The organism is Streptomyces sp. CNB091, from assembly GCF_000377965.1.
Map to the genome: position 1 here is coordinate 1 of NZ_KB899023.1, position 23,502 is coordinate 23,502.

At 70.9% G+C, this 23,502-nt stretch carries 17 protein-coding genes; 13 read left to right on the plus strand and 4 right to left on the minus strand.

Annotation, left to right across the window (positions count from 1 at the left end):
* The 6 genes from D581_RS01000000138250 to D581_RS0135725 form a co-directional block, all read left to right on the plus strand.
* The coding region (locus D581_RS01000000138250; RefSeq protein WP_026291208.1) for a non-ribosomal peptide synthetase at positions 1-3,730 on the plus strand (3,730 nt) is incomplete at its 5' end.
* Between the two features lie 214 nt (positions 3,731-3,944).
* Complete coding sequence (gntD, locus tag D581_RS0135705; protein ID WP_018961898.1) at positions 3,945-5,033, plus strand: guanitoxin biosynthesis L-enduracididine beta-hydroxylase GntD; 1,089 nt, start codon at positions 3,945-3,947, stop codon at positions 5,031-5,033.
* 33 nt (positions 5,034-5,066) lie between these two features.
* Positions 5,067-5,837 (plus strand): SDR family NAD(P)-dependent oxidoreductase, encoded by a 771-nt coding sequence (locus D581_RS0135710; RefSeq protein ID WP_018961899.1) that lies wholly within the window; start codon positions 5,067-5,069, stop codon positions 5,835-5,837.
* A gap of 87 nt (positions 5,838-5,924) precedes the next feature.
* Positions 5,925-7,250 (plus strand): cytochrome P450, encoded by a 1,326-nt coding sequence (locus D581_RS01000000138255; RefSeq protein WP_018961900.1) that lies wholly within the window; start codon positions 5,925-5,927, stop codon positions 7,248-7,250.
* A 364-nt stretch (positions 7,251-7,614) separates the two neighbouring features.
* Positions 7,615-7,959 (plus strand): acyl carrier protein, encoded by a 345-nt coding sequence (locus tag D581_RS0135720; protein WP_018961901.1) that lies wholly within the window; start codon positions 7,615-7,617, stop codon positions 7,957-7,959.
* The gene (locus tag D581_RS0135725) at positions 7,956-9,704 is read left to right on the plus strand and encodes an acyl-CoA dehydrogenase family protein (RefSeq protein ID WP_018961902.1); all 1,749 of its coding nucleotides are present in this window, start codon (positions 7,956-7,958) and stop codon (positions 9,702-9,704) included. The genes D581_RS0135720 and D581_RS0135725 overlap by 4 nt, the downstream gene beginning before the upstream one ends.
* Positions 9,705-9,729: 25 nt before the next feature.
* On the opposite strand, the gene D581_RS0135730 is transcribed toward D581_RS0135725, so the two are convergent.
* Together D581_RS0135730 and D581_RS0135735 are read right to left on the minus strand one after the other, a co-directional pair.
* On the minus strand, positions 9,730-11,127 hold the full coding sequence (locus D581_RS0135730) for a helix-turn-helix domain-containing protein (protein ID WP_018961903.1): 1,398 nt from the start codon (positions 11,125-11,127) through the stop codon (positions 9,730-9,732).
* A 724-nt stretch (positions 11,128-11,851) separates the two neighbouring features.
* Positions 11,852-12,595 (minus strand): 4'-phosphopantetheinyl transferase superfamily protein, encoded by a 744-nt coding sequence (locus D581_RS0135735; RefSeq protein ID WP_018961904.1) that lies wholly within the window; start codon positions 12,593-12,595, stop codon positions 11,852-11,854.
* Positions 12,596-12,884: 289 nt separating this feature from the next.
* Between D581_RS0135735 and D581_RS0135740 the strand changes: the two genes are divergently transcribed.
* The 5 genes from D581_RS0135740 (at position 12,885) to D581_RS01000000138260 (ending at position 18,652) form a co-directional block, all read left to right on the plus strand.
* The gene (locus D581_RS0135740; protein WP_018961905.1) at positions 12,885-14,276 is read left to right on the plus strand and encodes an MFS transporter; all 1,392 of its coding nucleotides are present in this window, start codon (positions 12,885-12,887) and stop codon (positions 14,274-14,276) included.
* Between the two features lie 98 nt (positions 14,277-14,374).
* On the plus strand, positions 14,375-15,703 hold the full coding sequence (locus D581_RS0135745) for an amidase (RefSeq protein ID WP_018961906.1): 1,329 nt from the start codon (positions 14,375-14,377) through the stop codon (positions 15,701-15,703).
* 10 nt (positions 15,704-15,713) lie between these two features.
* On the plus strand, positions 15,714-16,742 hold the full coding sequence (locus D581_RS0135750; RefSeq protein ID WP_018961907.1) for a 3-oxoacyl-[acyl-carrier-protein] synthase III C-terminal domain-containing protein: 1,029 nt from the start codon (positions 15,714-15,716) through the stop codon (positions 16,740-16,742).
* A 96-nt stretch (positions 16,743-16,838) separates the two neighbouring features.
* Positions 16,839-17,135 (plus strand): phosphopantetheine-binding protein, encoded by a 297-nt coding sequence (locus D581_RS0135755; RefSeq protein ID WP_018961908.1) that lies wholly within the window; start codon positions 16,839-16,841, stop codon positions 17,133-17,135.
* The gene (locus tag D581_RS01000000138260) at positions 17,132-18,652 is read left to right on the plus strand and encodes an AMP-binding protein (RefSeq protein ID WP_018961909.1); all 1,521 of its coding nucleotides are present in this window, start codon (positions 17,132-17,134) and stop codon (positions 18,650-18,652) included. Before D581_RS0135755 ends, D581_RS01000000138260 begins: the two co-directional genes overlap by 4 nt.
* A 207-nt stretch (positions 18,653-18,859) precedes the next feature.
* On the opposite strand, the gene D581_RS0135765 is transcribed toward D581_RS01000000138260, so the two are convergent.
* Together D581_RS0135765 and D581_RS0135770 are read right to left on the minus strand one after the other, a co-directional pair.
* Positions 18,860-20,695 carry an FG-GAP-like repeat-containing protein gene (locus D581_RS0135765; protein ID WP_018961910.1) on the minus strand — a complete coding sequence of 612 codons (1,836 nt, stop codon included), beginning with the start codon at positions 20,693-20,695 and terminating at the stop codon, positions 18,860-18,862.
* A gap of 67 nt (positions 20,696-20,762) precedes the next feature.
* The gene (locus D581_RS0135770) at positions 20,763-21,482 is read right to left on the minus strand and encodes a hypothetical protein (RefSeq protein WP_026291211.1); all 720 of its coding nucleotides are present in this window, start codon (positions 21,480-21,482) and stop codon (positions 20,763-20,765) included.
* A 372-nt stretch (positions 21,483-21,854) separates the two neighbouring features.
* Here D581_RS0135770 and D581_RS0135775 point away from each other — a divergent pair, with 372 nt between their 5' ends.
* Both D581_RS0135775 and D581_RS0135780 read left to right on the plus strand, forming a co-directional pair.
* Positions 21,855-22,949: a hypothetical protein gene (locus tag D581_RS0135775; RefSeq protein WP_018961912.1), complete on the plus strand. Its 1,095-nt coding sequence runs from the start codon at positions 21,855-21,857 to the stop codon at positions 22,947-22,949.
* A gap of 40 nt (positions 22,950-22,989) precedes the next feature.
* Complete coding sequence (locus tag D581_RS0135780; RefSeq protein WP_020679275.1) at positions 22,990-23,490, plus strand: hypothetical protein; 501 nt, start codon at positions 22,990-22,992, stop codon at positions 23,488-23,490.
* The last annotated feature ends 12 nt before the right edge of the window (positions 23,491-23,502 follow it).

Here is a 23,502-nt window from a genome sequence, read left to right on the forward strand (position 1 = left end):
GGCCGCCTCGGGTGAGCGGCCGGACGTGGTCGCGTTGCGTGAGTTCGTGGCGGGGCGGTTGCCGGAGTACATGGTTCCGGCGGTGGTGATGGTGGTGGAGTCGTTCGCTCTGACGCCGAACGGGAAGGTGGACCGGGGGGCGTTGCCGGTGCCGGAGTTCCGGGCGGCGGGGGTGTACCGGGCTCCGGTCACCGAGCGGGAGCTGGTGTTGCACGAGGTGTTCGCGGAGGTGCTGGGGCAGCCGCGCATCGGCGTCGACGACAGCTTCTTCGACCTCGGCGGCGACTCCATCATCTCGATGCAACTCGCCGCCCGCGCCCACCGTGCCGGACTCGCCATCGCCGTCAGGGACGTCTTCGTCCACAAGACCATCGCCAAGCTCGCCGAGGCGGCCCAGGACATCGAGGAGCCGGCCCCCACGGCGGCGGACGGCTCCGGCACCGGGCCGCTGCTGACGCTGAACGACGCCGAACTGGCGGAGACCACCGCCGACGGACACGAGTCGGCCGACGTACTGCCCCTCACCCCGCTCCAGCAGGGCATGCACTTCCACGCCCTGCTGGCCGCCGACGGCATCGACGTCTACACCGCCCAGGCGCCCGCACGGCTGGAGGGCCCACTGACGTCCGCCGTGCTGCGCAAGGCGTTCGACGCGGCCCTCGCCCGCCACACCGGGCTGCGCGTCTCGTTCCGGCTCCTGGCATCGGGCCGTTCCGTCCAGGTGGTGCACGAGGGGCTGCGCGTCCCGTGGCGGGAGATCGACCTCTCCGGTCACGGCGAGGACGAACGCCGCCGGCGACTGGCGGAGCTGGTCGACGAGGACCGCGTCACCCGCTTCGACCTCACCGCCCCTCCGCTGATGCGGGTCACCCTGGTCCGGCTCGGGACCGACGACCACGCCCTGCTGACCACCTACCACCACGCCCTGCTCGACGGATGGTCGCTGCCGCTGTTCTTCCGTGACGTCTTCTCCCTCTACGCCCGCGGCGGAGCCGACCGGGGCCGGCCGGTGGCCCAGTTCACCGACTTCCTCGGCTGGCTCGGCCGGCAGGAGGACGAGCGGGCGACGTCGGCCTGGAGCGAGGCCCTGGCCGGTATCGACGAACCGACGCTGGTCGCCCCGGGCGCCGAAGCGGCCACCGCGACCGTGCCCCACCTGGTGACGGAGGTCCTGGACGCGGCGGGGACGGACGCGCTCACCGCCGCGGCGCGCGGCGCGGGCCTGACGCTCAACACGGTCGTCCAAGGAGCCTGGGCGGTGGCGCTCGGACACCGACTGGGGCGCGACGACATCGTGTTCGGCGCGACGACCGCCGGGCGCCCCCCGGAGCTGGCCGGCGTCGAGGAGATCGTCGGCCTCTTCATGAACACCGTCGCCGTACGGGTACGGCTGGACCCCGCGCGATCGCTCGACCACGTCCTGACCGACCTCCAGTCGCACCAGGCCGAGCTGCGCCCGTACCACCATGCCGGGCTCCCCGACGTACAGCGGGCTCTGGGACTGGGGGATCTCTTCGACACCGTCATCGGGTTCGAGAACACCCCCTTCGACGGGGCGGCCATCCAGGAGCAGGTCCCGGGCCTGCGGATCTCCCTCGACGAGGAGCCCGTACCCGGCGCCTCGCACTATCCGCTCAGCCTGGTCGTCATGCCCGACGAGCGGCTCAGCCTCGAACTCAGCTACCGGGCCGACCTGTTCACGGCCGAGGAGGCCGGTGCGCTGCTGGCCCGGGTGCGCAAGGTCCTCGACTGCTTCGTGCGCGACCGGACCGTACCCCTGGGCCGGATCGACCTGCTCACGGACCGGGAACGCGGTCAGCTCCTGGCCGCGGCGGAAGGGGCGGCCCACGAGCGGACGGCGACCTTCCCCGAACTCTTCGAGGAGCAGGTACGGGCCGCACCCGACGCCGTCGCGGTGTACGACCACGAGCTGGCCCTCACCTACGGGGACCTCGATGTCCAGGCCAACCGGCTCGCCCGCGCGCTGGTGGACCGGGGCATCGGTCCGGAGCGTGTCGTGGCGATCGCGATGCCGAAGTCGGCGCGGTCCGTCCTCGCGGTCCTGGCGGTCCTCAAGGCCGGCGCGGCCTATCTTCCGCTGGACCTCGGCTACCCGCCGGACCGGCTCCGCTACCTGATCGGTGACGCGCGGCCGGATCTCGTCCTCACCACCGGCGAGGGCGCGGCGGTCATGGCCGAGGCCGGTGCGGGGAAGGTGCTGTGCCTGGACGGGCCCGGGCCGGATGCCGAGAATGTCACTGAACTCCTGCACCCGGAAGCGGAGTTGACTGCCGGTCTCTCCGGGGCGCCTCTCACCGACGCCGACCGGGTCGCGCCGCTGCGGCCCGCGAACGCCGCCTACCTGATCTACACCTCCGGGTCGACCGGCCGCCCCAAGGGCGTGGTGGTGTCCCACCTCGGGATCGCCGCCCTGATCGCCCAGCAGCGCGACGGGCTCGCCCTCCGTGCGCGGGAACGGGTGCTGCTGTTCGCCTCGCCGAGCTTCGACGCGTCCGTATGGGAACTGGCCACGGCGCTCCTGACCGGGGCGAGCGCGGTGACCGCGGACCCCGACGAGCTGCTCCCCGGACCGGCCCTCGCGCGGACCGTGGCGCGCCACGGTGTGACCGCGCTCCTGCTGCCGCCGTCCTCGCTCGCCGTGCTGCCCGAGGACGCCCTGCCCCCCGGGGTCACCCTCGTCGTGGGCGGCGAGGCGTGCCCGCCGGACCTGGTCGCACGCTGGTCGGCCGGGCGCCGCATGGTCAACGCGTACGGTCCCACCGAGGCGACCGTCATGGCGACGATGAGCCGCCCGCTGTCCGGGCGGACCGCTCCGCCGATGGGCGGCCCGGTCGTCGGCGCCCGGGTCCAGGTGCTGGACGGCTCTCTGCGGCCGACGCCCGTCGGGGTGGCCGGTGAGCTCTACCTGGCGGGCGAGGGCCTCGCCCGCGGTTATCTGCGGCGGCCCGGGCTCACCGCGGAGCGCTTCGTGGCCGACCCGTACGGCCCGCCGGGCGCACGGATGTACCGTTCGGGCGACCTGGCGCGGCGCACGGCGGACGGGGGCCTGGAGTACCTGGGCCGCGTCGACGAGCAGGTCAAGGTACGGGGCTTCCGTATCGAGCCGGGCGAGATCGAGGCGGTGCTCGCCGCCGACCCCTCGGTGGGGCAGACCGTCGTGGTCGTACGGGAGGACACCCCCGGCTCACCACGCCTGGTGGCGTACGCGGCCCCGGTGACGGCCGGCCGGCTCGACCCGGCCGCGCTCCGCGAACGCGTCGCCGCCGTACTGCCGGAGCACATGGTGCCCGTGGCCGTCGTCGCCCTCGACCGACTGCCGGTGACGCCGAGCGGCAAGCTCGACCGCGCCGCTCTGCCCGCCCCCGACTTCTCCGGAGCCGACGGCGGCCGGGCACCGCGGACCGAGCGCGAGAAGCTGCTGTGCGCGTTGTTCGAGAAGGCCCTCGGCACGGAGGGCGTCGGCATCGACGACAGCTTCTTCGACCTGGGCGGCGACTCGATCGGATCCATCAAGCTCGTCACGATGGCCCACGCCGAGGGCCTGGACATCGCCCCGCGCGACGTGTTCGCCCACAAGACCGTGGCGGCGCTCGCCACCGCGGTCAAGGACCTGGCTCCGGCGGCGGACGCCGACGAGGCCGACTCGCAGGAACCGCTGATCACCCTGGACCAGAGCGAACTCGACGAGTTCGCCGAGGACTGGCGGTAGCCGACTCCTCGCAGAGGAGGCCGACGCACCACCGCACACGCCCACCGCACACGCACCACCGCAGCGAGCGCCATCACCGGACCACGAAAGGCCTGGACCCTGCCAGGCCGGTCCGGTGCGCACCACCACGCGGCCCGGCCACCCGGCGCGGGCCGCACAGGACCGAACGACGGACGACCCGAGCGGTCACGACCAGGTGAGGACAACAACCGACATGACCAGCAGCACCCCGACTGTTGACGTACCTTCCCCGGACGTGGCCGCGGTGGCCCCGCCGGGCAACGACCGCGGCGACACACCCGCCGAATACCACCTGGACGCCACCGAGGTCACCCAGCTGGAGGAGGCCGCCGCACGGCTCCGTGCCGCTCACGGGGCGCCCGGCCTGCCGGACTTCTACGACCACGCCCCCACCGCCGAGGAGTTGCTCCCCGCCGGCCTGCGCGGATTCCTCCTCTCCTACCGCAGGACCGAGAGGTCCGCCGCATGCCTGGTGCACGGCTTCCCGGTGGACGACGCGCTGATCGGACCCACACCCGGCCACTGGCGGCACGCCATCCGCTCCGACGCGGCCCGGTCCCAGGAGCTGTGGCTGGCGATGTGCGGCATGGCGCTGGGCGACCCGTTCGGCTGGGAGACCCTCCAGGAGGGGCGCATCATCCAGAACATCCTGCCGATCCGGGGCGACGAGCAGCGGCAGAGCGGCTACGGCAGCGAGAGCCTGCTGGAGTTCCACACCGAGGACGGCTTCCACCCCGACCGCTGTGACTACCTCCTGCTCTTCGGACTGCGCAACCCGGGCCTGGTGCCGACCATCGTCGCCTCCGTCCGTGACGTCCGGCTGAGCGAGCACGACCGCGCGGTACTCGCCGAGCCCCGCTTCCGGATCATGCCGGACACCGAGCACATACGGCAGCTGGAGGCCCTGGACCCCGTACATCCCGCGCTGGAGAAGCTGTACGGGATGATCCACAGCGCCGTTCCGACCGCCGTTCTGTCGGGCGACCGTTTCCGTCCCTACCTGCGCATCGACCGGCCTTTCATGGACGTCGCACCGGGGGACACCGAGGCCGAGGGGGCGCTCGACCGGCTGATGGCCGAGCTGCACCGGGTGCGGCGGGACGTCGCCGTGGGCCCCGGCTCGCTGCTCATCGTGGACAACTACCGGGCCGTCCACGGCCGCCGGTCGTTCACGGCCCGGTACGACGGCACCGACCGCTGGCTGAAGAAGCTCACCGTCAGCCGCAACCTGCGCCGCAACGTCAGCGGATACGTACGCGGCAACCACCGCGTCATCGTCTGAGCCGGCCGGGCCGGAAGGAGCAGGAGAGGCATCATGCGCACAGTCATCGTGTCCGGCGCGTCCAGCGGTATCGGACTCGCCACCGCCGAGCGGTTCGCCCGCTCGGGCGACCACGTGGTCAATCTCGACATCCAGGCACTCACCGGGGGCGCGGCGGACGGCCCCCGCGAGGGGGGCGGCGAGATCCGGACGGTCATGCTCGACATCGCCGACTGGACCGCCGTGGGCGGGGCCGTCGACCGGGTGCACGCCGAGCGCGGCCGCGTCGACGTGGTCATCGCCAACGCGGGCATCAGCGTCCGGCACTCCATCCTAGACCTCACCGAGGCGGACGCCCGGCGCACCCTGGACGTCAATCTGATGGGGGTCCTGGCCCTGTGGCGGCACGCCGTTCCGCACATGCTGCGGGAGGGCCACGGAGTGCTCCTGGCGACGGCGTCCGTCAACGGGTCGCGCGGCTACCCCCTCTACGCGGACTACAACGCCAGCAAGGCGGGTGTCGCCTCGCTGTGCCAGACCTTCGCCGTGGAGCTGAGCCCGCTGATCAGGACCGCGTGTGTCGCCCCCGGCGCCGTACTGACACCCATGCAGCGCGCCGAGTACACCGACGCGATGCTCGACGAGGTCAACGAACGCATCCCGGCCCGGCGGCACGCCCTGCCCGAGGAGATCGCGGACGTGTTCCACTTCCTGGCCTCGCCGCAGGCGTCCTTCATCTCCGGTCAGCAGTTCACCGTGGACGGCGCGGAGACGGCCGGCGCCACCACCGCGTTCTTCCCCGGCCCCACCGAGCCGACGCGCTGACCCGGACGGCGGCGCCCGGCCGCCGTCCGCCCCGCGCCCTTCCGCTGTCGCCCGCCCGCCCGTAACCGAGTCCGAGGAAACCGCCCCATGGACACCCGCCCCGCACTCGACCAGGGCCCGCTCGACGCCGTCGATCTGGCCGATCCGCTGCTGCACGCCCACCACGACCTGGGACCGTTGTGGCGCCGGCTGCGGGACGAGGCGCCGGTGCACTGGCAGCCCGAGAGCGACAGCCGCCCGGGGTTCTGGGTGATCAGTGGTCACGCGGACGTCGCCTCGGTGCTCGGCGACAGCGCGAGCTTCACCTCGGAGCGGGGCAACGTGCTGGACACCCTGCTCGCCGGCGGTGACTCGGCGGCCGGGAGGATGCTGGCCGTCACGGACGGACAGCCGCACAAGGCGCTGCGCAGCGCCCTGCTGAAGCCGTTCTCGCCGCGCTCCCTCGACGTGGTGGTCGAGAGCGTGCGGCGGGGTACCCGGCGGCTGGTCGAGGAGGCGGTCGAGCGGGGCGAGGTGGACTTCGCCGCCGACGTGGCCGCGCACATCCCGCTCGCCGCCATCTGCGACCTGCTCGGCGTGCCGCCCGCCGACCGGCAGCACATCATCGAACTCACCTCCTCAGCCCTGTCCACCGAGGACGGGCTCCCCGACGAGGAGGCGACCTGGGCGTCGCGCAACGGACTGCTGCTCTACTTCTCGGAGCTGGCCGCCGCCCGGCACGAGAAACCGTACGACGACGTCGTCAGCCTGCTGGTGACCAAGGAGATCGACGGACGGCCCCTCACCCACGAGGAGATCGTCTTCAACTGCTACAGCATCATCATGGGCGGCCACGAGACGACCCGCTTCTCGATGGTCGGCGGGCTCCAGGCGCTGATGGAGCGGCCCGGCCAGTGGCGGGCTCTCAAGTCCGGCGAAGTGACGACGGAGTCGGCGGTCGAGGAGGTACTGCGCTGGACGAGTCCCGCCCTGCACAGTGGGCGGACCGCGACCCAGGACCTCGTCCTCGGCGACCAGTTCGTCGAGGAGGGCGACATCGTCACCACCTGGCTGGCCTCCGCCAACCGCGACGGCCGGGTCTTCGCCGAGCCCGACGCGTTCGACCTCGCGAGGACTCCCAACAAGCACCTGACGTTCGCCTACGGGCCTCACTTCTGCCTCGGCGCGTTCCTGGCCCGCGCCGAGCTGACGGCCCTCCTGGAGAGCCTGTGCGACCTGGTCGCCGAGGCTCGTCCGACGGGCCCGCCGGCCTACGTGTACTCGAACTTCCTGAGCGGTCTCTCGTCCCAGCCGGTGAGCCTCACCGGAGAGCCGGCAGGGCGTCGAGCACCGCGGCGATCGTCCGCCGGGGGCGGGTGCCCGGGAACGAGTGACCGCCGGGCAGCACCCGGGTCCGGTGCTCCGCCGGTGTGAGGCCGGCAGCGCACCGGGCGGCCGCAGCCCGCCTGCTCGATCGAGGGTTCCCGACGGTGAACCGGGCGCCGACCCGGTCGACCGCCGGTGTGCTGTCCGCTGTGCTCCTGCCGGTCAGCCTTATGGCCGAGCCCGGTTCCGGCAAGGCAGCCGGGCGGCAACTTCGGCGGGACGGAGGCCCTTCGGCCCGATGGCCGCGCCTCGACGACGGGCCGGTCCTCTTTCCCGGGGACACGCGGCTGACGGGGCGTCATAGCGCCCTGGGCGGGCCGTCTGCCGGGTTGCCCGACAGGATCCTAGTTGCCGCGCGCTTGCCGGGCCCGTTGCCTGGGCCCGGTCATCGGCAGGCCCTAGCGTCGACGGCATGACTCACACTCCTGCCGCCATCGGCGCCGAGGCCATCGCTCCCGTGGTGATCGGTATGGTCCAGGTGGTCGCGCCCCGCAAGCCGGACCGGATCGATCTCGACCACCGGCTCGTCGGTGACCTCGGCTTCCACTCCCTGGTCCTCGCGGAGCTCGGATACAACCTGGAGGATCTCTTCGCCCTCCAGGCGCTGAATCCCGAGGCCGCGATGAAGCTGGAGCGGGTCAGCGACGTGATCGAGCTGGTCAGCGCCGAGGTGGTCGCGGGCCGGGCGGAGCTGCCCGACGCGGAAGCCCTGAGCGGCATGTTCAGCCGCTACGGCGTCGACAGCCCCCTGGTGTGAGCGGCCACGCGGGCGAGCGCCCGGCCCACGCGCTGGTCGCCGATCTGGAGCGGACGCTCGGTGACCCGGCTGCCGGGAGCGGCCCCTTCAGCTTCGCCGAGATCGTGGCGCACGAGGAGACGGACAGTCTGCCGCCAGGGGCGGTGGAGCTGCTCAGGTCGTGGGGCTTCTCCGGTTACCTGGTGCCCGAGGAGTTCGGCGGCCGGCTCCGCAACCTCGAAGACCTCTTCCTGCTCACCCGTACGCTCGCGCGCCGCAATCTGACGCTCGCGGTGATGTTCGGGTCCGCCCTTCTCGGGGTCAACTCGGTCTGGCTGTGGGGGAACGACGAGCAGCGCGCCCGGGTCGCGGGCGCCCTCCTGGACGGAGAACTCGCCTGCTTCGCGGTCTCCGAACCCGACCACGGCAGCGATCTCGGCACCAACGAGACCATCGCCGAGCCCGACGGTGACGACTTCCTCCTGACCGGGGAGAAGTGGCCCGTCGGCAACGCGACCCGGGGCCGCTTCGTCACCGTGTACGCGGCGATCGACGGTTCGCGGTCCTCTCTGCTGCTGCTTGACAAGGAGCAGCTGGAGCAAGGCAGTTGGGCCAACCACCCGTTCGTGAAGACGGTCGGGCTGCGCGGTCACGACCTCAGCGGGATCACCTTCGAACGTACCCGGGTGCCCGCCGGCGCGCTCCTCGGGCGTCCCGGCGCCGGACTGGTCGGCATCCTCCAGGTGCTCCAGATCACCCGTACGGCGATCGGAGCGCTGTCCATCGGCACCATGGACTCGGTGCTGCGGATCGCTCTGCGTCACGCGCGTGAGCGCGTGCTCTACGGACAGGAGATCTACCGGCTTCCGGTCATCCGGCGGCATCTGGTCCACTCCCATGTGGACCTGCTGATCGCGGAATGCACGGCGCTGCCGGTGGCGCGCTCGCTCTCCATCGTGCCGTCCCGGCTCAGCCTGTGGTCGTCCGTGGTCAAATACCTCGTCCCGACCCTCGGCGAGGAGGTGGTGGGGGAGGCGGCCAGGGTTCTCGGAGCCCGGAGCTATCTGCGGGAAGGCGTGGCCTCCGGCGTGTTCCAGAAGCTCCAGCGCGACCACGCGATAGCGAGCATCTTCGAGGGGACCACGCACGTCAACCTCCACAGCATCGCCTCCCAGCTCCCCGCGGTGGCGCGCGTGGCCGACCGTCCCGCCGTCGGCGGGGAAGAGGTGCTGCGGCAGCTCTTCGACTGGTCCGAGGACGCCCCGCGGTGGCATCCGTCGGGCAGGGCGCTGCGGCTGACCAACGCCAGCGAGGACGAGATCACCCGGGGCTGGGGACCGGCGGCCGCCGAGGCCCGCCGGATCGCGGAACGCGAACTCGCCGGGCCCGAGGGCGCCGCGCTCGTCAAGGTTCTCGGCGAGCTCTCCGAACGCCGGACCGACTTCTACGCGCGGATCGCCGCCGAGGCGCCCGACGCCGCATCCACGCACGGTCAGGATCAGGCCACCGAGCACAGCGTCCACCACGCGGCCGCCTCCTGTCTCTACACCTGGCTCTACTCCTTCGAGCGGGAGCGCGCGGCGCCGGGCGGCAGTGGATGGCTGGTGCTGGCGCTGCAGCGACTGCTGCGACGCCTGGACCACACGACCGAGCTGGAGGAGAGCTGCCTGCCGTGGCTGGAAGAGCTGATGCTGTCGAGCCTCGAAGGCCCGCTGCACTTCTCGCTCCAGGCCGTCAGGTCAGCTGCCGGGCGGGCGCCGGCATGAGCGGGGCGCCGTCCCCGGCGGCGCGTCACATGGCCCGGCGCCAGGCGCTGCCCGCGAGTACGGGCCGGTCGCGGCCCTGCTCGGCGGAGCGTCCGAGGTCGGTCGGGGCTTCCTCCTGGGTGACCCAGTGCCGCACGAGTGCGTGGACCCCGTATCTGTACTGCTGCCCCCGATTGATCTGGACCAGTGAGACATCGGCGAGTTCGGCCAGGAGATGGGCGACGCGTGTGCTTCCGCATCCCCCGCCCGACTGGGGCGGGATCGCGTCCAGGGAGAACGTGCGGGGGAGCGAGGACAGTTCACGGAGGAGCTGGCGATGAGGGGGAGGCAACAGGTCGTAGCTCCACCGCACGCTGTCCGACAGCGTGCGGTGCCGCGACAGGTCGCCGGCGTCGACGTGTGCGAGCAGGTGGAAGAGCGTCCTGTCGTGCAGGAGGGTGGTGAGAGGGAGCGATCTGAGGCCTCTCGCGGCCACTTCTATCGCGAGGGGCATTCCGTCGAGGAGCCGGCAGAGCTGCTGCACCAGCGGCATCCGGTTGCCCAGGTCGAGCGTCGGCAGACTCGCCCGTACCCGGCGGAGGAACAGCTCCACCGCGCTCGGCAGCTCGGTGTCCGAGCCGTCCCGCTGGTCGCACGAGAGCGGCTCGACCTCCCAGGTCTCGGCCGCGCCGACGGCCAGGGCGCGGCGCGAGGTCACGATGATCTGGAGCCCGGGATGCTCGTCGAGAAGCTGCCGCGCGATCCGCGCCGTCTGCTGCGAGACGTGCTCGGCGCTGTCCAGGACCAGAAGCCGCCGTCCGATCCCGGCACCGCCCCGCGCACCGCCTTCGTTGCTGGTCAGGCGCCGTACTACACGCGTCAACTCAGCTGCCGAGGCGGCGGGTTCGAGATGCTGCGGCGGGATGTCGTGCAGTTCGGCGACGGCCACTCCGCCCTGGAACAGCGGGCGCAGCCGGGATGCCGCTGCCAGGGCGATGCGGGTCTTGCCCACGCCGCCGGGTCCGGTGAGAACGATCAGCCGACTGCGCTGCGCGGCGGAGAGGACGTGCCTCAGGTCGGCCTGGCGGCCCACCAACGCGTCGCCCAGCGGCCGGGGCCCCTGCCACGGCGGGAGCGCTGTCGGGTCGGGGTGGAGGTCCGGCGGCTGCCCCAGCGCCGGCCTGCGCCCGCTGTCCCAGGGCGTCGGCTCGGAGAACGCGGTGGCGGTGGCGCCGAGCGCGGTGAGCAGCAGGCTGACGGAGGTCCGACGGGGATTGGTGTTGGAGCCGGTTTCCAGATTGCGGATGGTCCGGACACTGACGCCGGAGCGGTCGGAGAGCTCCTCCTGCGTCCAGCCGGACAGCCTGCGTTGATTGACCAGGAAGTCGCGGAGCTGGCGGATATCTGTTCTGTCGAAAGAGTAGTGTTCCTTCAGAATCGGCATGTAAGCCCCCCGTGAATTATTAACAGTGCCAGTCGTGCGCATCCGCGCGATGCGAAAATGCGGTCGCCGCATTCTTTATGAGAGCGGTGGTACCGATAGGCGAGCCGTGGCGTTGTGGCGCCGAGAGGTTCGCGTTTGCGCTGACGAGCGGCTCAGTGAGACATCCCCTGCAATTACGGAGGACCCTACTCCAAGACCTCAGCCGTGTGGGAGATGTGGAGGCGGCAGAAAAATCGGCCGAGCGGCACGGCTCCGACCGCCCCGGCTTTGACCGGCTGTGACGTGTCGGCAAGCGCGCGGCCCACCGGTGCACATGCTGAAATCATCAGCATGTGCCTATGCGTGCCGTGTGGAGCGAGCGCATGGGGAGGCAGGGGTACGGCAAGGATCTGGTTGCCCGTATGGCCTGCGCAGCCCCCGTCGAAGAGGCGGGAAACCGAAGTTCAAGGTGTCCAGCACTGATCGGTCGCCTTTCCTGTCTGGGGGCGTCGGATCGGATGTCGACCAGTCCCCCTGCCCCCTGCGGATCCCGGTCACGTCGTCCTCCCGGGCGTGCGGACAGGCAACGTCGCACTCTCCCGGGGTCAATCGGGGCTCCCGGCTCCGAAGAGGCGTTGGCCGAGTCGACGAACGCTCATGACGGCCTGAAAGTACCGCATCGGCGCGCCGCAGGACAGGTAAGATTGGCTTAAAATAACATTGCTGCATGATGAAGTTCACATGTTTACCGAGTTGGTTGTTTCTGATTGTCCCAATTTTTCCCTGCTTTCGGCGCCAAATCGCCCAGGGGGGCAGGCGATAAAGAGCTGGCCGAAAGTGCCACTACGGACAGGAGGAGGCCGGAACCTGCCGCCCAGCGGCCGGTGAACCCAGCTGGGCCGGGGGATGACGTGAGTGGTTCGGGCGTCGGGGGAACCACGAGGAACGTGCCGTCGGGCCACAGTCGAACGGTGAAGTCCCGAAAGCCGAAACGGGTTCCCGTCCACGGCGAGAACGCCTTGTAGGAAGCCTCTTTGGCGCAGAAGAGCAGACGGTCCAGTGGCAGACCGGCGGCCGAGGGAAAGTCCTGCCGGAGCCAGCCCGCTTCGACGTCCGTGACGATCCGCTCCGCCAGGAAGCGGGAGAGGGGCTCCCGCGGTTCCGCGTCGATGCCCAGAGCGGCGAAGTCCTCGGTCAGCGCGACAGCGGCCGCGCGATAGTTCCGGCAGTGGGTCATGCTCCCCACGACCCCCGCAGGCCAGCCGGGTGCGCCCAGGGGGCCGGGCACCAAGGGCGCCGGGTCCACCCCGAGGGCGGTCAGCGCCGCACGGGCGCACCCGCGCACCGTGGTGAACTCCTTGCGCCGCCCGTCGAACACCCCTTCCACCGCTGCCTGTTCGGTGGCGAAGAGGGTGACGGCGCCGTCCGGGCCGTCGTCGTCGAACGCCTCCCGCGCCCGCACCCCGGTGGGCACCACCTCAGCGATCACTCCTCGCCTCCTCCTGCTCGACAACGGGTTACGTGGACCTCGCGATTCTGCCCGGTAGCGGTGCGCCGGTCCTGCCGAGGGGGTTCGCTCCGGCGGCGGGGCGGGCCGGGTCCGCGCCGGGACCATCGAGGTGCCCGACCGTGGTCCGGGGCGTCGAGCGGCAATTCCCGCCCCGTGAGTTGCCGGTGCGCTGCCTGGCCCGGCCCGTTCCCCATCGACCAGCATGCATCGCAGGTCGGCGGCGCACGCCCGGACGAGCGTGCAGACAAAGGACAGGGGACGACTAGCCATGGTGCAGGCGCGTCCCGAAGAGACCGGGCCGGCTCCGGCCGGCCCCCCGTCACTGTGGCGGGACCGCGACTACATGTACTGGTGGTCGGGCAACGGTCTGTCGACGCTGGGCACCAGCGTGTCGACGCTCGCCTTCCCGCTGCTGGTCCTCCACCTGACCGGATCCGCCGCCCAGGCCGGCGTCATCACCGTCCTGCACATGGTCGGCAAGCTGGCCACCCTCGCGGTGGGCGGGGCGCTGGCGGACCGGGTGTCCCGCCGCGCCATCCTGTGTCTCGCGCCGCTGGTCCAGGCGGTGTCGATGGGCGTCGTCGCTCTGCTGGTGTACCGGGGCGCCCCCTCGATCACCGCGATCGGCATGATGGCGCTGGTCAGTGGTCTGGCGGCCGGCCTGCGGGTCGCCGTCTCGATGCCGGTTCTCCGCAGGATCGTGCCCAAGGAGCAGATAGCGACCGCGACGGCCCAAGGCATGGGGCGCGACATGGTCGCCCAGCTGATCGGCGCTCCGCTCGGTGGCCTGCTCTACGCGATGGGCCGCTGGATCCCCTTCCTCTTCGACGCGGTCTCCTTCCTCTTCGTCACCCTGGGCTCCCTGTTGATCCGCCGGCCTCTCGGCCCGGACCGGCACCCCGGCGACGGGCCCAGGTCCAGCCTGGCCAAGGACGTGGGCGACGGCCTGCGCATGATCAGGCGCAGCGACTACCTGGTGTTCACGCTCATCTGGGGCGCTGTGCTCAACGCCGTCGCCGAGGGCTTCATCCTGCTCTTCGTGGTGCTGATACAGCACCGGGGAGGCGGGCCGACCGCGGTCGGTCTCGCCACCTCGCTCGCGGTCACCGGTGGTGTCATCGGTGCGGTCCTCGGCCCTTTGCTGATGGGCAAGTTGGGCGCACGGAGGGTCCTGATCATCTCCGCGTGGATCTTCATGGCCTCCTTCGCCGTGGTGGTGTCGGTCTCCCAGCCGTGGCAGATCGGCCTGGTGGTGATGGTCGCCATGATCAGCATGGTGCCGATGAACGTCGTGACCGAGTCGTACGAGGTCCGGCTGGTCCCGGACCAGTACCAGGGCAGAGTCGCGGCGACCAGTCGCTTCTTCGTCCAAGGGGTCCAGTGGATCGGCCCGTTGGGCGCGGGCTTCCTCGCCGACGCGGCGGGCGTGGAGCGGGCCATCCTGGTGCTGGCCGCCGCCATGGCCCTGCTGGCCCTCACCCTGCACGCGGCGCGGCGGTATCTCAGGGTGCTCGACATCCCGCTGGCCGACGTGGAGGAACTGCTCCCGCCGGGCGCCCCGCCCACCGGCGAGGAGAGCGGGCCGGCGACCCCTCCGGAGAGCGACGTCCCCACTCCGGCGACCGGGACCAGGACGCCCGGAGAGGCACAGCAGCGATGACGGGCCTCGGCCCGCCGACCGGAACACACGCCGCCGACCGGAACACATGCCCCCGACCGGGAACACATGCCCGCCGACCGGAACGTATGAGGGAAGTCATGGAAGATCTTGTTCAGCCCGTATCGCTGACGGACGCCGCCGAAAGTCTGCGGACGGGTGCTGTCGAGCCGCGGAAGTACGCGGCCAGGACCATCGAGCGCATCGCCGAAGTGGACGGTACGGTCCAGTCGTTCGTGGCGGAGCCCGGCCGGGCGGACCGGTTGGCCCACGCGGCCCAGGAAGCCGGCCGGCGCGGGACGGAGCCGGGAGACCGGCCTCCGCTGTACGGAGTTCCGGTCGGGATCAAGGACATCATCCACGTCGAGGGGCTGCCCACCGGGGCGGGCTCGGCGCTGCCGCCGGAGGCCCTGGCCGGAGGGCAGGCCACGGTCGTGGACCGGCTGCTCAAGGCCGGGGCGGTCATCGCGGGAAAGACGGTGACGGGCGAGTTCGCCGTCACGGCGCCGGGGCCCACCCGTAATCCGCACCGTCCTGAGCACACCCCGGGCGGAACGAGCAGCGGCTCCGCCGCGGCCGTCGCCGCGGGTCTGGTGCCGCTCGCCATCGGTACCCAGACCATCGGGTCGCTCATCCGCCCCGCCGCGTACTGCGGCGTGGTCGGCTTCAAGCCGAGTCACGGACGCATCCCGCTGGACGGCGTCCTCCCCGTCGCCCCGACCTTCGACACCGTCGGCATGATCACCGCTCGGGTCGCCGACGCCGCCCTGGCCGCGAGCTGCCTGTGCGACGACTGGCGGCCCGACCGCACGGCCGCCGGCCGGCCGGTGCTCGGCATCCCGGAGGGCCCGTACCTGGACTTCGCCGAGCCGGAGGCCCGTAGCGCCTTCGACGAGCAGGTGGCCGCGGTGCGCACGGCCGGCTACGACGTGGTGAGCGTCCCCATGTTCGAGAACTTCGAGGAAGAGGTCTTCGACTTCTTCGTGATCAACCTCTACGAGCTGTCCCAGGCGCACGCCGACTGGTTCGCACGCTACGAGGAGCTCTACGACGAGCGCACCGCCGAGGCCATCCGCCAGGGCCAGGGTGCCCAGGCGTCCGACCACGCTGCCTCACTGGCGCGACGCGAAGCGTTCCGTGACCGGCTGGCCGCCTCCACGACCGAGCACGGCGTCGACCTGTGGATCACCCCTGCCGCCACCGGACCGGCACCGCTCGGCCTGGAGAGCGCCGGGGACTCGGTGATGTCCCTGCCGTGGAGCGGCGTCGGCCTTCCCTGCCTCACCCTCCCCACCGCCCGTCCCGCGGGCGCCCTGCCGCTCGGCTTCCAGTGCGTCGGCCGTGCCGGTGAGGACGAGCGCCTGCTGCACTGGGCCCTCGGCCTCGAAGCCGTACTCACCACCCGGGGGGCCGGTACCCGTGAGAGCTGAAGGACGACCGGTGGAGACCCCGGTGGAGATGGGCATCATCGCGACCGGTACCGCGTTCGGCACCCCACGTGATGTGGCCGGGACCGCGCACGAGTACCTTCCCGACCCCGAGGCCGTCACCAAGCTGGGCTACGAGAGCTATCACCGGGTGGCCGACGGGGTGACGGCGGTCGACCTGGCGGCCGAGGCGTCCCGCGTCGCCCTGAAGAACGCCGGCCTCGACATCGCGGACGTGGACCTGATCGTCCTCGGCCACTCCGACATCCCCCAGTACCTGGGGTGGGACCCCTCGGCGGCGATGGCCAGGGCGCTCGGCGCTCACGGCACCCCGACCGTGCTGTTCACCCAGTCCTGCGCGGCGTGGTCGTTGGCCCTGGACCACGCGGCCGGCGCGATGGCGCTCTCGCCCGACACGGGCACCGTACTGGTGGCCATGGTCAACGTGGTCAGCGAGACGCACACCAACCGGATGGACTTCAACGGCACCATCGCCAGTGACGGAGCTGCCGCCGCCGTCCTGCGCCGGGGGCATCCAAGCCTCCGGCGGCTCTCCTCCGCCAGCTTCACCAATCCCGAGTTCGCGGATCTGTTCCGTATCGACATCGGCGGTTCCGCCCACCCCGTACCGCCCCCGGGCCGCACCCATCGCGACCTGGACCCGATGATCGCGGTCTACGAGCACTTCGGCGCGGACCCCGAGCGCTTCGGGCAGTTCATCGGGGAGGTCGTCGGACGCTTCACCGACGTGGTCGACCAGGCCCTGGCGCGGGCCGGCCGGGACCGGAGCGAACTGACCCGGCTCGTCTACTTCAACGACAACGCACGGGCGATCCACGGCGCCGCCGACGCGATCGGCCTCCACCTCGCCCGCACCAACGCCGAACTCGCCCGCCGACTCGGCCACATGGGCGCCGCCGATCAGCTGGTCTCCCTCCACCTGCACGCGGAGGCCGGAGAGCTGGCGCCGGGGGACCTCCTCGCCCTCGCGGGTGTCGCCTCCCCCGGCATGCACTGGTTCTGCACGCTCATAGAGGTGTGAGACCGGAACACCGAGACAAGGCGGTGCCCCCATGTCACGACCCCAGAACATGTCACGACCCCAGCACATGTCACGACCCCAGAACGGGAAACAGAAATGACCACCGAGTCCGGGATCGAGCCGGAGCAACTGTTCGGCATCTCCGAGGATGAGATCGCCCGCTTCGTCGTCGAGCGCTTCCTCCCCGATGTCGAGTGGGCCGAACTCGACGCGGATGACGACCTGTTGGCGACCGGGGTGATCGACAGCCTCGGCGTGCTGCAGATCGCGAGCTGGCTGGCGAAGCAGCACGGCGTCACTCTGGCCGGCCCTGAACTGACGTCCGGGAACTTCCGTTCCGTGCGGACCATCCGGGCGACGGCCGAGCGGGCGGAAGCGGGTGGCGTGGCATGACCCGCTCACTCGTCGCATCGTTCACGGCCCGCGCGGCCGCCCAGCCCGACGCACCCGCGCTCATCTGGGAGGACCGGCCCGTAAGGTACGGCGATCTGTACGCGATGGCGGTCAGGGCGCGCGGCCAGGTCGAGGACGCGGCGCCGGACGCCGACCGTCCCGTCGGCCTGCTGGTACGCAAGTCACCGGAGGCCGTGGCCCTGGTCCTCGGCTGTCTGATGGCCGGCCGCTCCTTCCTCCTGCCCTCGCACGAGCTGCCCGAAGCCCCCCTGAAAGCCCTCTTCGAGCAGGCGGGATGCGCGGTGGTGCTCGGCCTCGCCGACGCTGCACCCGTCGACCGGGTGGTGGACACGACCGGGGCTCCCAAGGACTGCGCGGAGTACCCCGCCGCCGCGGCCGTCGACGACGAAGCCGTGACCTTCATGCTCACCACGTCCGGCTCGACCGGTCTGCCCAAGGTCGTTCCGCTGTCGTCCGGGGCGGTCGGCCGTTTCACCGAGTGGGCGGCCGAGACCTTCGGGATCACGACCGGCGTCGCCGTCCTCAACTACGCGCCGCTCAACTTCGATCTCTGCATGCTGGACGTGTGGACGACGCTGGCGTACGGCGGCACCGTCGTGCTGGTCGACCCGGGCAGGGGTGCCTCGGCCGGCTATCTGCGTGATCTGGTCGCCGATCACGGGGTGTCCGTGGTTCAGGGTGTGCCGATGCTCTTCCAGCTGCTCGCGGAGGCGACGGCGGAGAGCGGTTCTCTCGACACACCCGAGCACGTTATTTTTGCCGGTGACAGCATGCCGGCCCGGGTGCTGGCCGGGGTGTCCACCACCTTCTCCAAGGCACGCTGGTACAACAACTACGGTTGTACCGAGACGAACAACAGCTTCCTCCACGAAGTGGACCAGGACCGGCCCCTCCGTACCCCGCTGCCGATCGGCCGACCGCTGGCCGGTGTGCGCTGGCTGGTCATCGGCCAGGACGGCCGGGCGTTGACCGGCCCCGGTCAGGGCGAGCTCTTGGTCAACACCCCTTTCCAGAGCGCGGGATACGTGAACGCGCCCAACGGGAAGACCTTCGCCCCGCACCCGGACGGCGCACCCGGCCTCGTCTACTACCGCACCGGCGACATGGTCACCCTGCACGAGGACGGCGCCCTGAGCGTGATCGGCCGGAGCGACTACCTGGTGAAGGTGCGTGGTTTCCAGGTCAGCACCCAGAGTGTGGAGCAGATCCTCCTGGACCACCCGGCCGTCGCCGAGGCCGCCGTCATCGCCCTCCCCGACCCGGTCGCCGGGCATCGCCTGCACGCCCGCCTTCGGCTGACCGACGCGGGCAGCGTGAACAGCCTCGCGCTGCGCCGGCATTGCTCGGAGCGAACAGTCCGCGCGGCGATCCCCAGCGTGATCGAGATGGTGACGGACCCGCTGCCCAGGACCTCCACCGGAAAGGTCGACCGCAACCGGATCAAGGCCGGCGTTCTCGCAGCCGGGGAGGAGCCGGCCCGGACACCAGGGCTCTGAGGAGCCGCGGTTCGGCCGGTCACGCGGCCTGGTGGCGGATCCGATGTTCCTCGGATCCTGACGCGGTGCGGCGAACGCCGCACCGCGTCAGTGACGAACGTGGTGATCGGCCGGGATGTCCGGTGTGGACCGCCACGAGCGACGAGTTCGGTCGACGGGCGGGCGGGACGTCGGCACAGTGGCCCGGGACGCGGTGCCGGGAGCGGCTTATCGCGTCCTGAAGCGGCGGAAGAGGTTGCGGGCCACGTGGACGCCCGGCCCGCCGAAGCCGACGATGTCGACGCGTCCGTCGCCGGTGATGTCGGCCAGGAAGCGGGGGTGGCGGTCGACCCGCCAGCCGCCCGCGTCCTCGTCGTACCCGAACCCGCGGCACACCAGCTGGGCCTGTTCGAACCCGCCGGCGCCGTTGTTGTGCGATACCCAGACGCCCTCGTTCCCGAAGCCGACGATGTCCGGGTTGCCGTCGCCGGTGACGTCGGCGAGGAGCCGGAGGTGTTTCTCGCTTCTCCACCCCTGTGCCTGGCCGTAGTCGTTCAGGACGAGCTGGGAGGGCTCGAACGTGCCGTCGCCACGCCCGCGAGCGACGACGACGCCCAGCGGGCCGAACCCGACGATGTCCAGAGGTCCGTCGCCGGTGGTCCTGACCGGGAACCGGGGGTACTCCCCGGTCGAGCTCCACCCCTGGGCGACCCCGAAGTCGTCGAGGACGTACAGCGGTTCGGCGAAGGCCCCCTCCTCGTCCTGGAGCGATACCCAGAGGCCGTCGTCGTGGCAGCCGACGACGTCGAGCCTGCCGTCGCCGGTGGTGTCGGCGAGGAAGCGGGGGTGCTTGTCGACCAGCCAGCCGCCCGCCTCCTCGCTGTGGCCGAACGCCCTGAGCGCGGGTTCGTCGGCGAGCGGTGCGAACTTCCCTTCCTCGTCCTGGAGCGATACCCGGAGGCCGTCGTCGTGGCAGCCGACGATGTCGAGCCTGCCGTCGCCGGTGGTGTCGGCGAGGAAGCGGGGGTGCTTGTCGGCGAGCCAGCCGCCGGCCTGCGTGCCGTGGCCGAACGCCTTCAGGACCAGCTCGCCGCCGGAGGGCGCGAACGTGCCGCCCTCGTCCTGGGTGGACACCCGTACGCCCTCGGCGGCGAGCACGACGACGCCGGGGCGGCTCTCGCCCGTGAGGTCCGCGAGGGTCCACAGATCCTTGGGACTCGCGGAGGGCGCGGCCGGGTGCAGAACCCGTTCCTCATCGTCGAACGTCCCGTCCCCTCTGCTGGACGAGGTCACAGCCCCCTTGGCGGGTTTCAGCCCGACGATGTCCGCGAGCCCGGTTCCGGTGGTGTCGGCGAGGAACCGTTCGCCGAGCCCCGCCCACCAGCCCGGCTGCCCGGCAGGGCAGGGGCCGGGCCTGTCGGTCTTCCACCCGCCGGCGTCCTGGTCGCTGCCGTACTTCTCCATGACCAGCAGTACGTTGCTGAAGGAGGGCGTCGCGTCGGGCGCCGGCCGCAGTGCGCTCCTGTCGTGGGTCAGCCGCCAGGACTGGCGGCTGTTCCAGTGGCTCAGCGGCGCCCAGTCCAGCACGAGGTCGCTGGTGCGCTCCGGCTCGGCCGGGACGAATCGCCACCGCTGGGTCTCGGCGCTGTCGTCGTACTCGCGAAGGACGATGCGGGTGTCGTCCTTCCCGGGTTCGTCGAGGTCGAGCACGGTGCCGTCGGTCGTGCCTTCGATGACGTAGAGGCCCGCTGTGCCCTCGACGGGGACGAGACGCCACTGCTGGCCCTTCTTGCCCGAGGCATCCGACTGGCGGACGCCCTGGCCCGCGGCAGCCGGGGTGTCGAGCACTTTGCCGCTGCCGGCCGCGTTGCGGATCACGTACGCCGGGTCGTCCTGCGCGCCCGGCACGGGGGTGAACTGCCACAGCTCCGGGCCCGGGCCGTCCTCGGGGTAGTCGCGGACGACGAGCGTCCCGTCCGCGGCCGGCGTGGCCCTGGCGCCGAGAGGCCGGCCTGTGGCGGCGTTGACGATCTCCAGTTTCAGTTCTTGCGTGGGCACGGGCATCGTGGTGCCTCTTCCAGGCGGTTGGTGCGACGGCTCGGGACGGGTACGGCGTGACGGTGGCCGCGGATCACGTGAAGACGTGGTGGTAGGGGACGTCCCACTCGTTGGGCAGCCGCGGGTAGAACGTGTTGATGACCGTCCCCGTGAAGTCCCCGCCCCAGTTGTAGGTGAGCCGCGCTTCGCTGTCCTTCGCCACCGTGTGGTCCTTGAACCCGAGGATGGCGTCGGGGTGGGTGATCGGCACGAAGGTGATCCCGCCCCACGGCGTCACCGTGACGACCCAGAGCTGGGTGTCCTCCACCGCGCCGTTCTTGCCGCGCCATTTGTCGCCCACCTTGCCGGGCAGGCCCACCTGCAAGGTGTCGGCCGTGCTCTGGGGGGCGTCCTGGTGGGCGGTGACGCGCCTGCGCCGGGGCTTCGGGGCTCCGTCGTCGCCGCGACCGGCATCCGCGTCGGCCGCGCCGGCGGGCGGGGGCGACACCTGGCCCGCGGCGCTCTCGATGAAGTACAGCGGTCGCTGGCCGAAGAAGCCGCCGGGGGTGATGTGCCAGAGGTGGCCCTGCGCGTCCTTGGTGGCCGGGTCGAGCGCGGTGGCGAGCTTCACACCCTTGTCGTGGCTGCTCGCCGCCAGCTCCGCGGGGCGCAGGTAGCCGCCGTTGAAGGCGTGGACGAGCATGACGGGACGGTTCTCGACGAGTGCCGCCACGATGGCGTTGTCGTAGCTGTTCACCGCCACCGGGCCGCCGACCACCAAATTCGCCATTGCCGTGCGTTCTTGGGTGTACATCGCGGAAACCTCACCTGTTCTTGATGTGGAGAACGACAACGCCTCAGGCGCTCAGTGAAGTGGTTTATCACGTGCCATTACCGGACGCTCCGGCGCTCGCGATCAGAAGGGCTTCATAAGCGAATGTATGATCGGAGTAAATGCGCCCAAAGTGACATCTTTCGAGGTCAGGGCGGTAGGGAGAGCTGCTGGAAGGTCATCGATCGAGTGATCAGCGGCGCCGGAAAATCTTGATCACCCGTTTGAGTGCGATACCCGAAGGTGCCTTTTCGTGGGTGGGGGCCCCTGCTAGCTTCCCTTGCCGGAGCGTGTGCACATTCCTGTTGCCATTTCACCGAGTGCGGTTTCGGCCAGATCAGTCGAGGACAGAAATTGCCTTCCAACGCGTACAACCTGGAACGGGCCAAGCGCCGGCCGCTGACGAAGAAGAACCTGCGGGAACTCAACATCGAGCAGACCTGGCAGTCCATCCTGGAGCACCCCGGCCTGGTCTACGTGGACGACTACGGGGTGCGGCACAAGCCCGTCGGGTTCTCCGTGAACAAGTCGAGCTTCGGCGCCTTCTCCGGCTCCGCGTACGGGCTGGGCTGGCTCGCCTACATGAACCTCGGGGAGCCGCTGATCGAGGAGCGGCGCAACATCACCCAGCCGCCGCCCGACACGTTCTCCTCGCGCACCTACGTCAACCGCAGTGGGTCCGACATGACCTTCACCGACTCGGTCGACTTCAACGTGTCGAACGGGGCCACGTGGTCACTCTCCGGAGACACCAAGCTCACCTTCGGCGGCAACGTCAGCGCCCAGCTAGCGCTGCAGCTGCAGGCCAAGCTCGGTCTGAGCCTCCAGGGGCAGCTGGGGACGCAGCTCAAGAACGAGATGGCGAACAAGAACGCCAACACGGTGACGAACAAGCAGAGCAAGGACAGCATGGGCGTGGACAACGCCAACACCGTCGACACGTCGGTGTCCAACGGGATGACGAACTCCGCGTCGGCCACGTTGACGGGGTCGGTGGATTTCACGACCACGGGCACCGCGACCGGTACGGCGGGCCTCAACGCCGCGCTGGCCCAGGGCATCACGGCCTCCGCCGGCGGTTCCCTGTCCACCGGCTGGTCCTCGAAATCGCAGATCTCCGGCACGGTGAAGCCGAACTCCCGCGTGGAGACCATCGTCACGCAGCGCCGCGCCCTCAAGCAGTACACCTACGAGATCCCGGTGACCTTCTCCGGGCTGCTCGCGGTGAAGTACGCGGTGCCGGTGGCCGTCCTGTCTCCCCCGCAGCCGGACGACTACCCCCGGCTCGACCAGCTGGTCGCCCGCGACATCAGCGACCTCGACCTGGCCGGCGGCGGCTTCCGCATGACAGGGCTGGCCGAGGTCGTCTCCGCGCTGGAGGTCCACCACACGATGTTCGACGGCGAGAGCCTGACCGACAGCGAACGCGACCTGTACAAGCAGCCGTGACCGGCGGGCGGCACCGCCACAACGACCAGAGGTGACGACCATGGTGTTCAAGAACGTCTTCGACTCCGCCGGAACAGGTGCGGGGCTCTTCTCGGTGACCACCGACCGCGACAAGCCGCAACCAGGAGCGGGGGTCGACTTCGAGGACGCCGACGAGGACACGTACGACGACACGACCACGAGCCTGTTCACCAGCGGGATCCACGGTGCTTCCCACCGGGCGAAGATCGTGCAGGAACAGGCGCCCGAAGCACGGGCCATCCTGGGCTTCCTCGCCTCCTTCATCCAGACCACCCAGGCATCGGCCGGCACCCAGGCCGCCTACGCCCAGGACCCCGGCTCGGTGTCCACGGCCGCGGCCGCCGGCATGGACAAGTCCAGCGAGACGGTGAAGCAGAACGGCGACCTGCAGAAGGACGAGGGCCTGAAGGCGCCGAAGAGGGACGACTTCAAGGCTCCCGACGCCCCGGCGTCGCCCAAGGCCGAGGAGCCCCCCAAGGCGCCCAAGGCCACCGCCGAGAAGCCGTCCGACTCCAAGTAGGTTTCTTTCCAG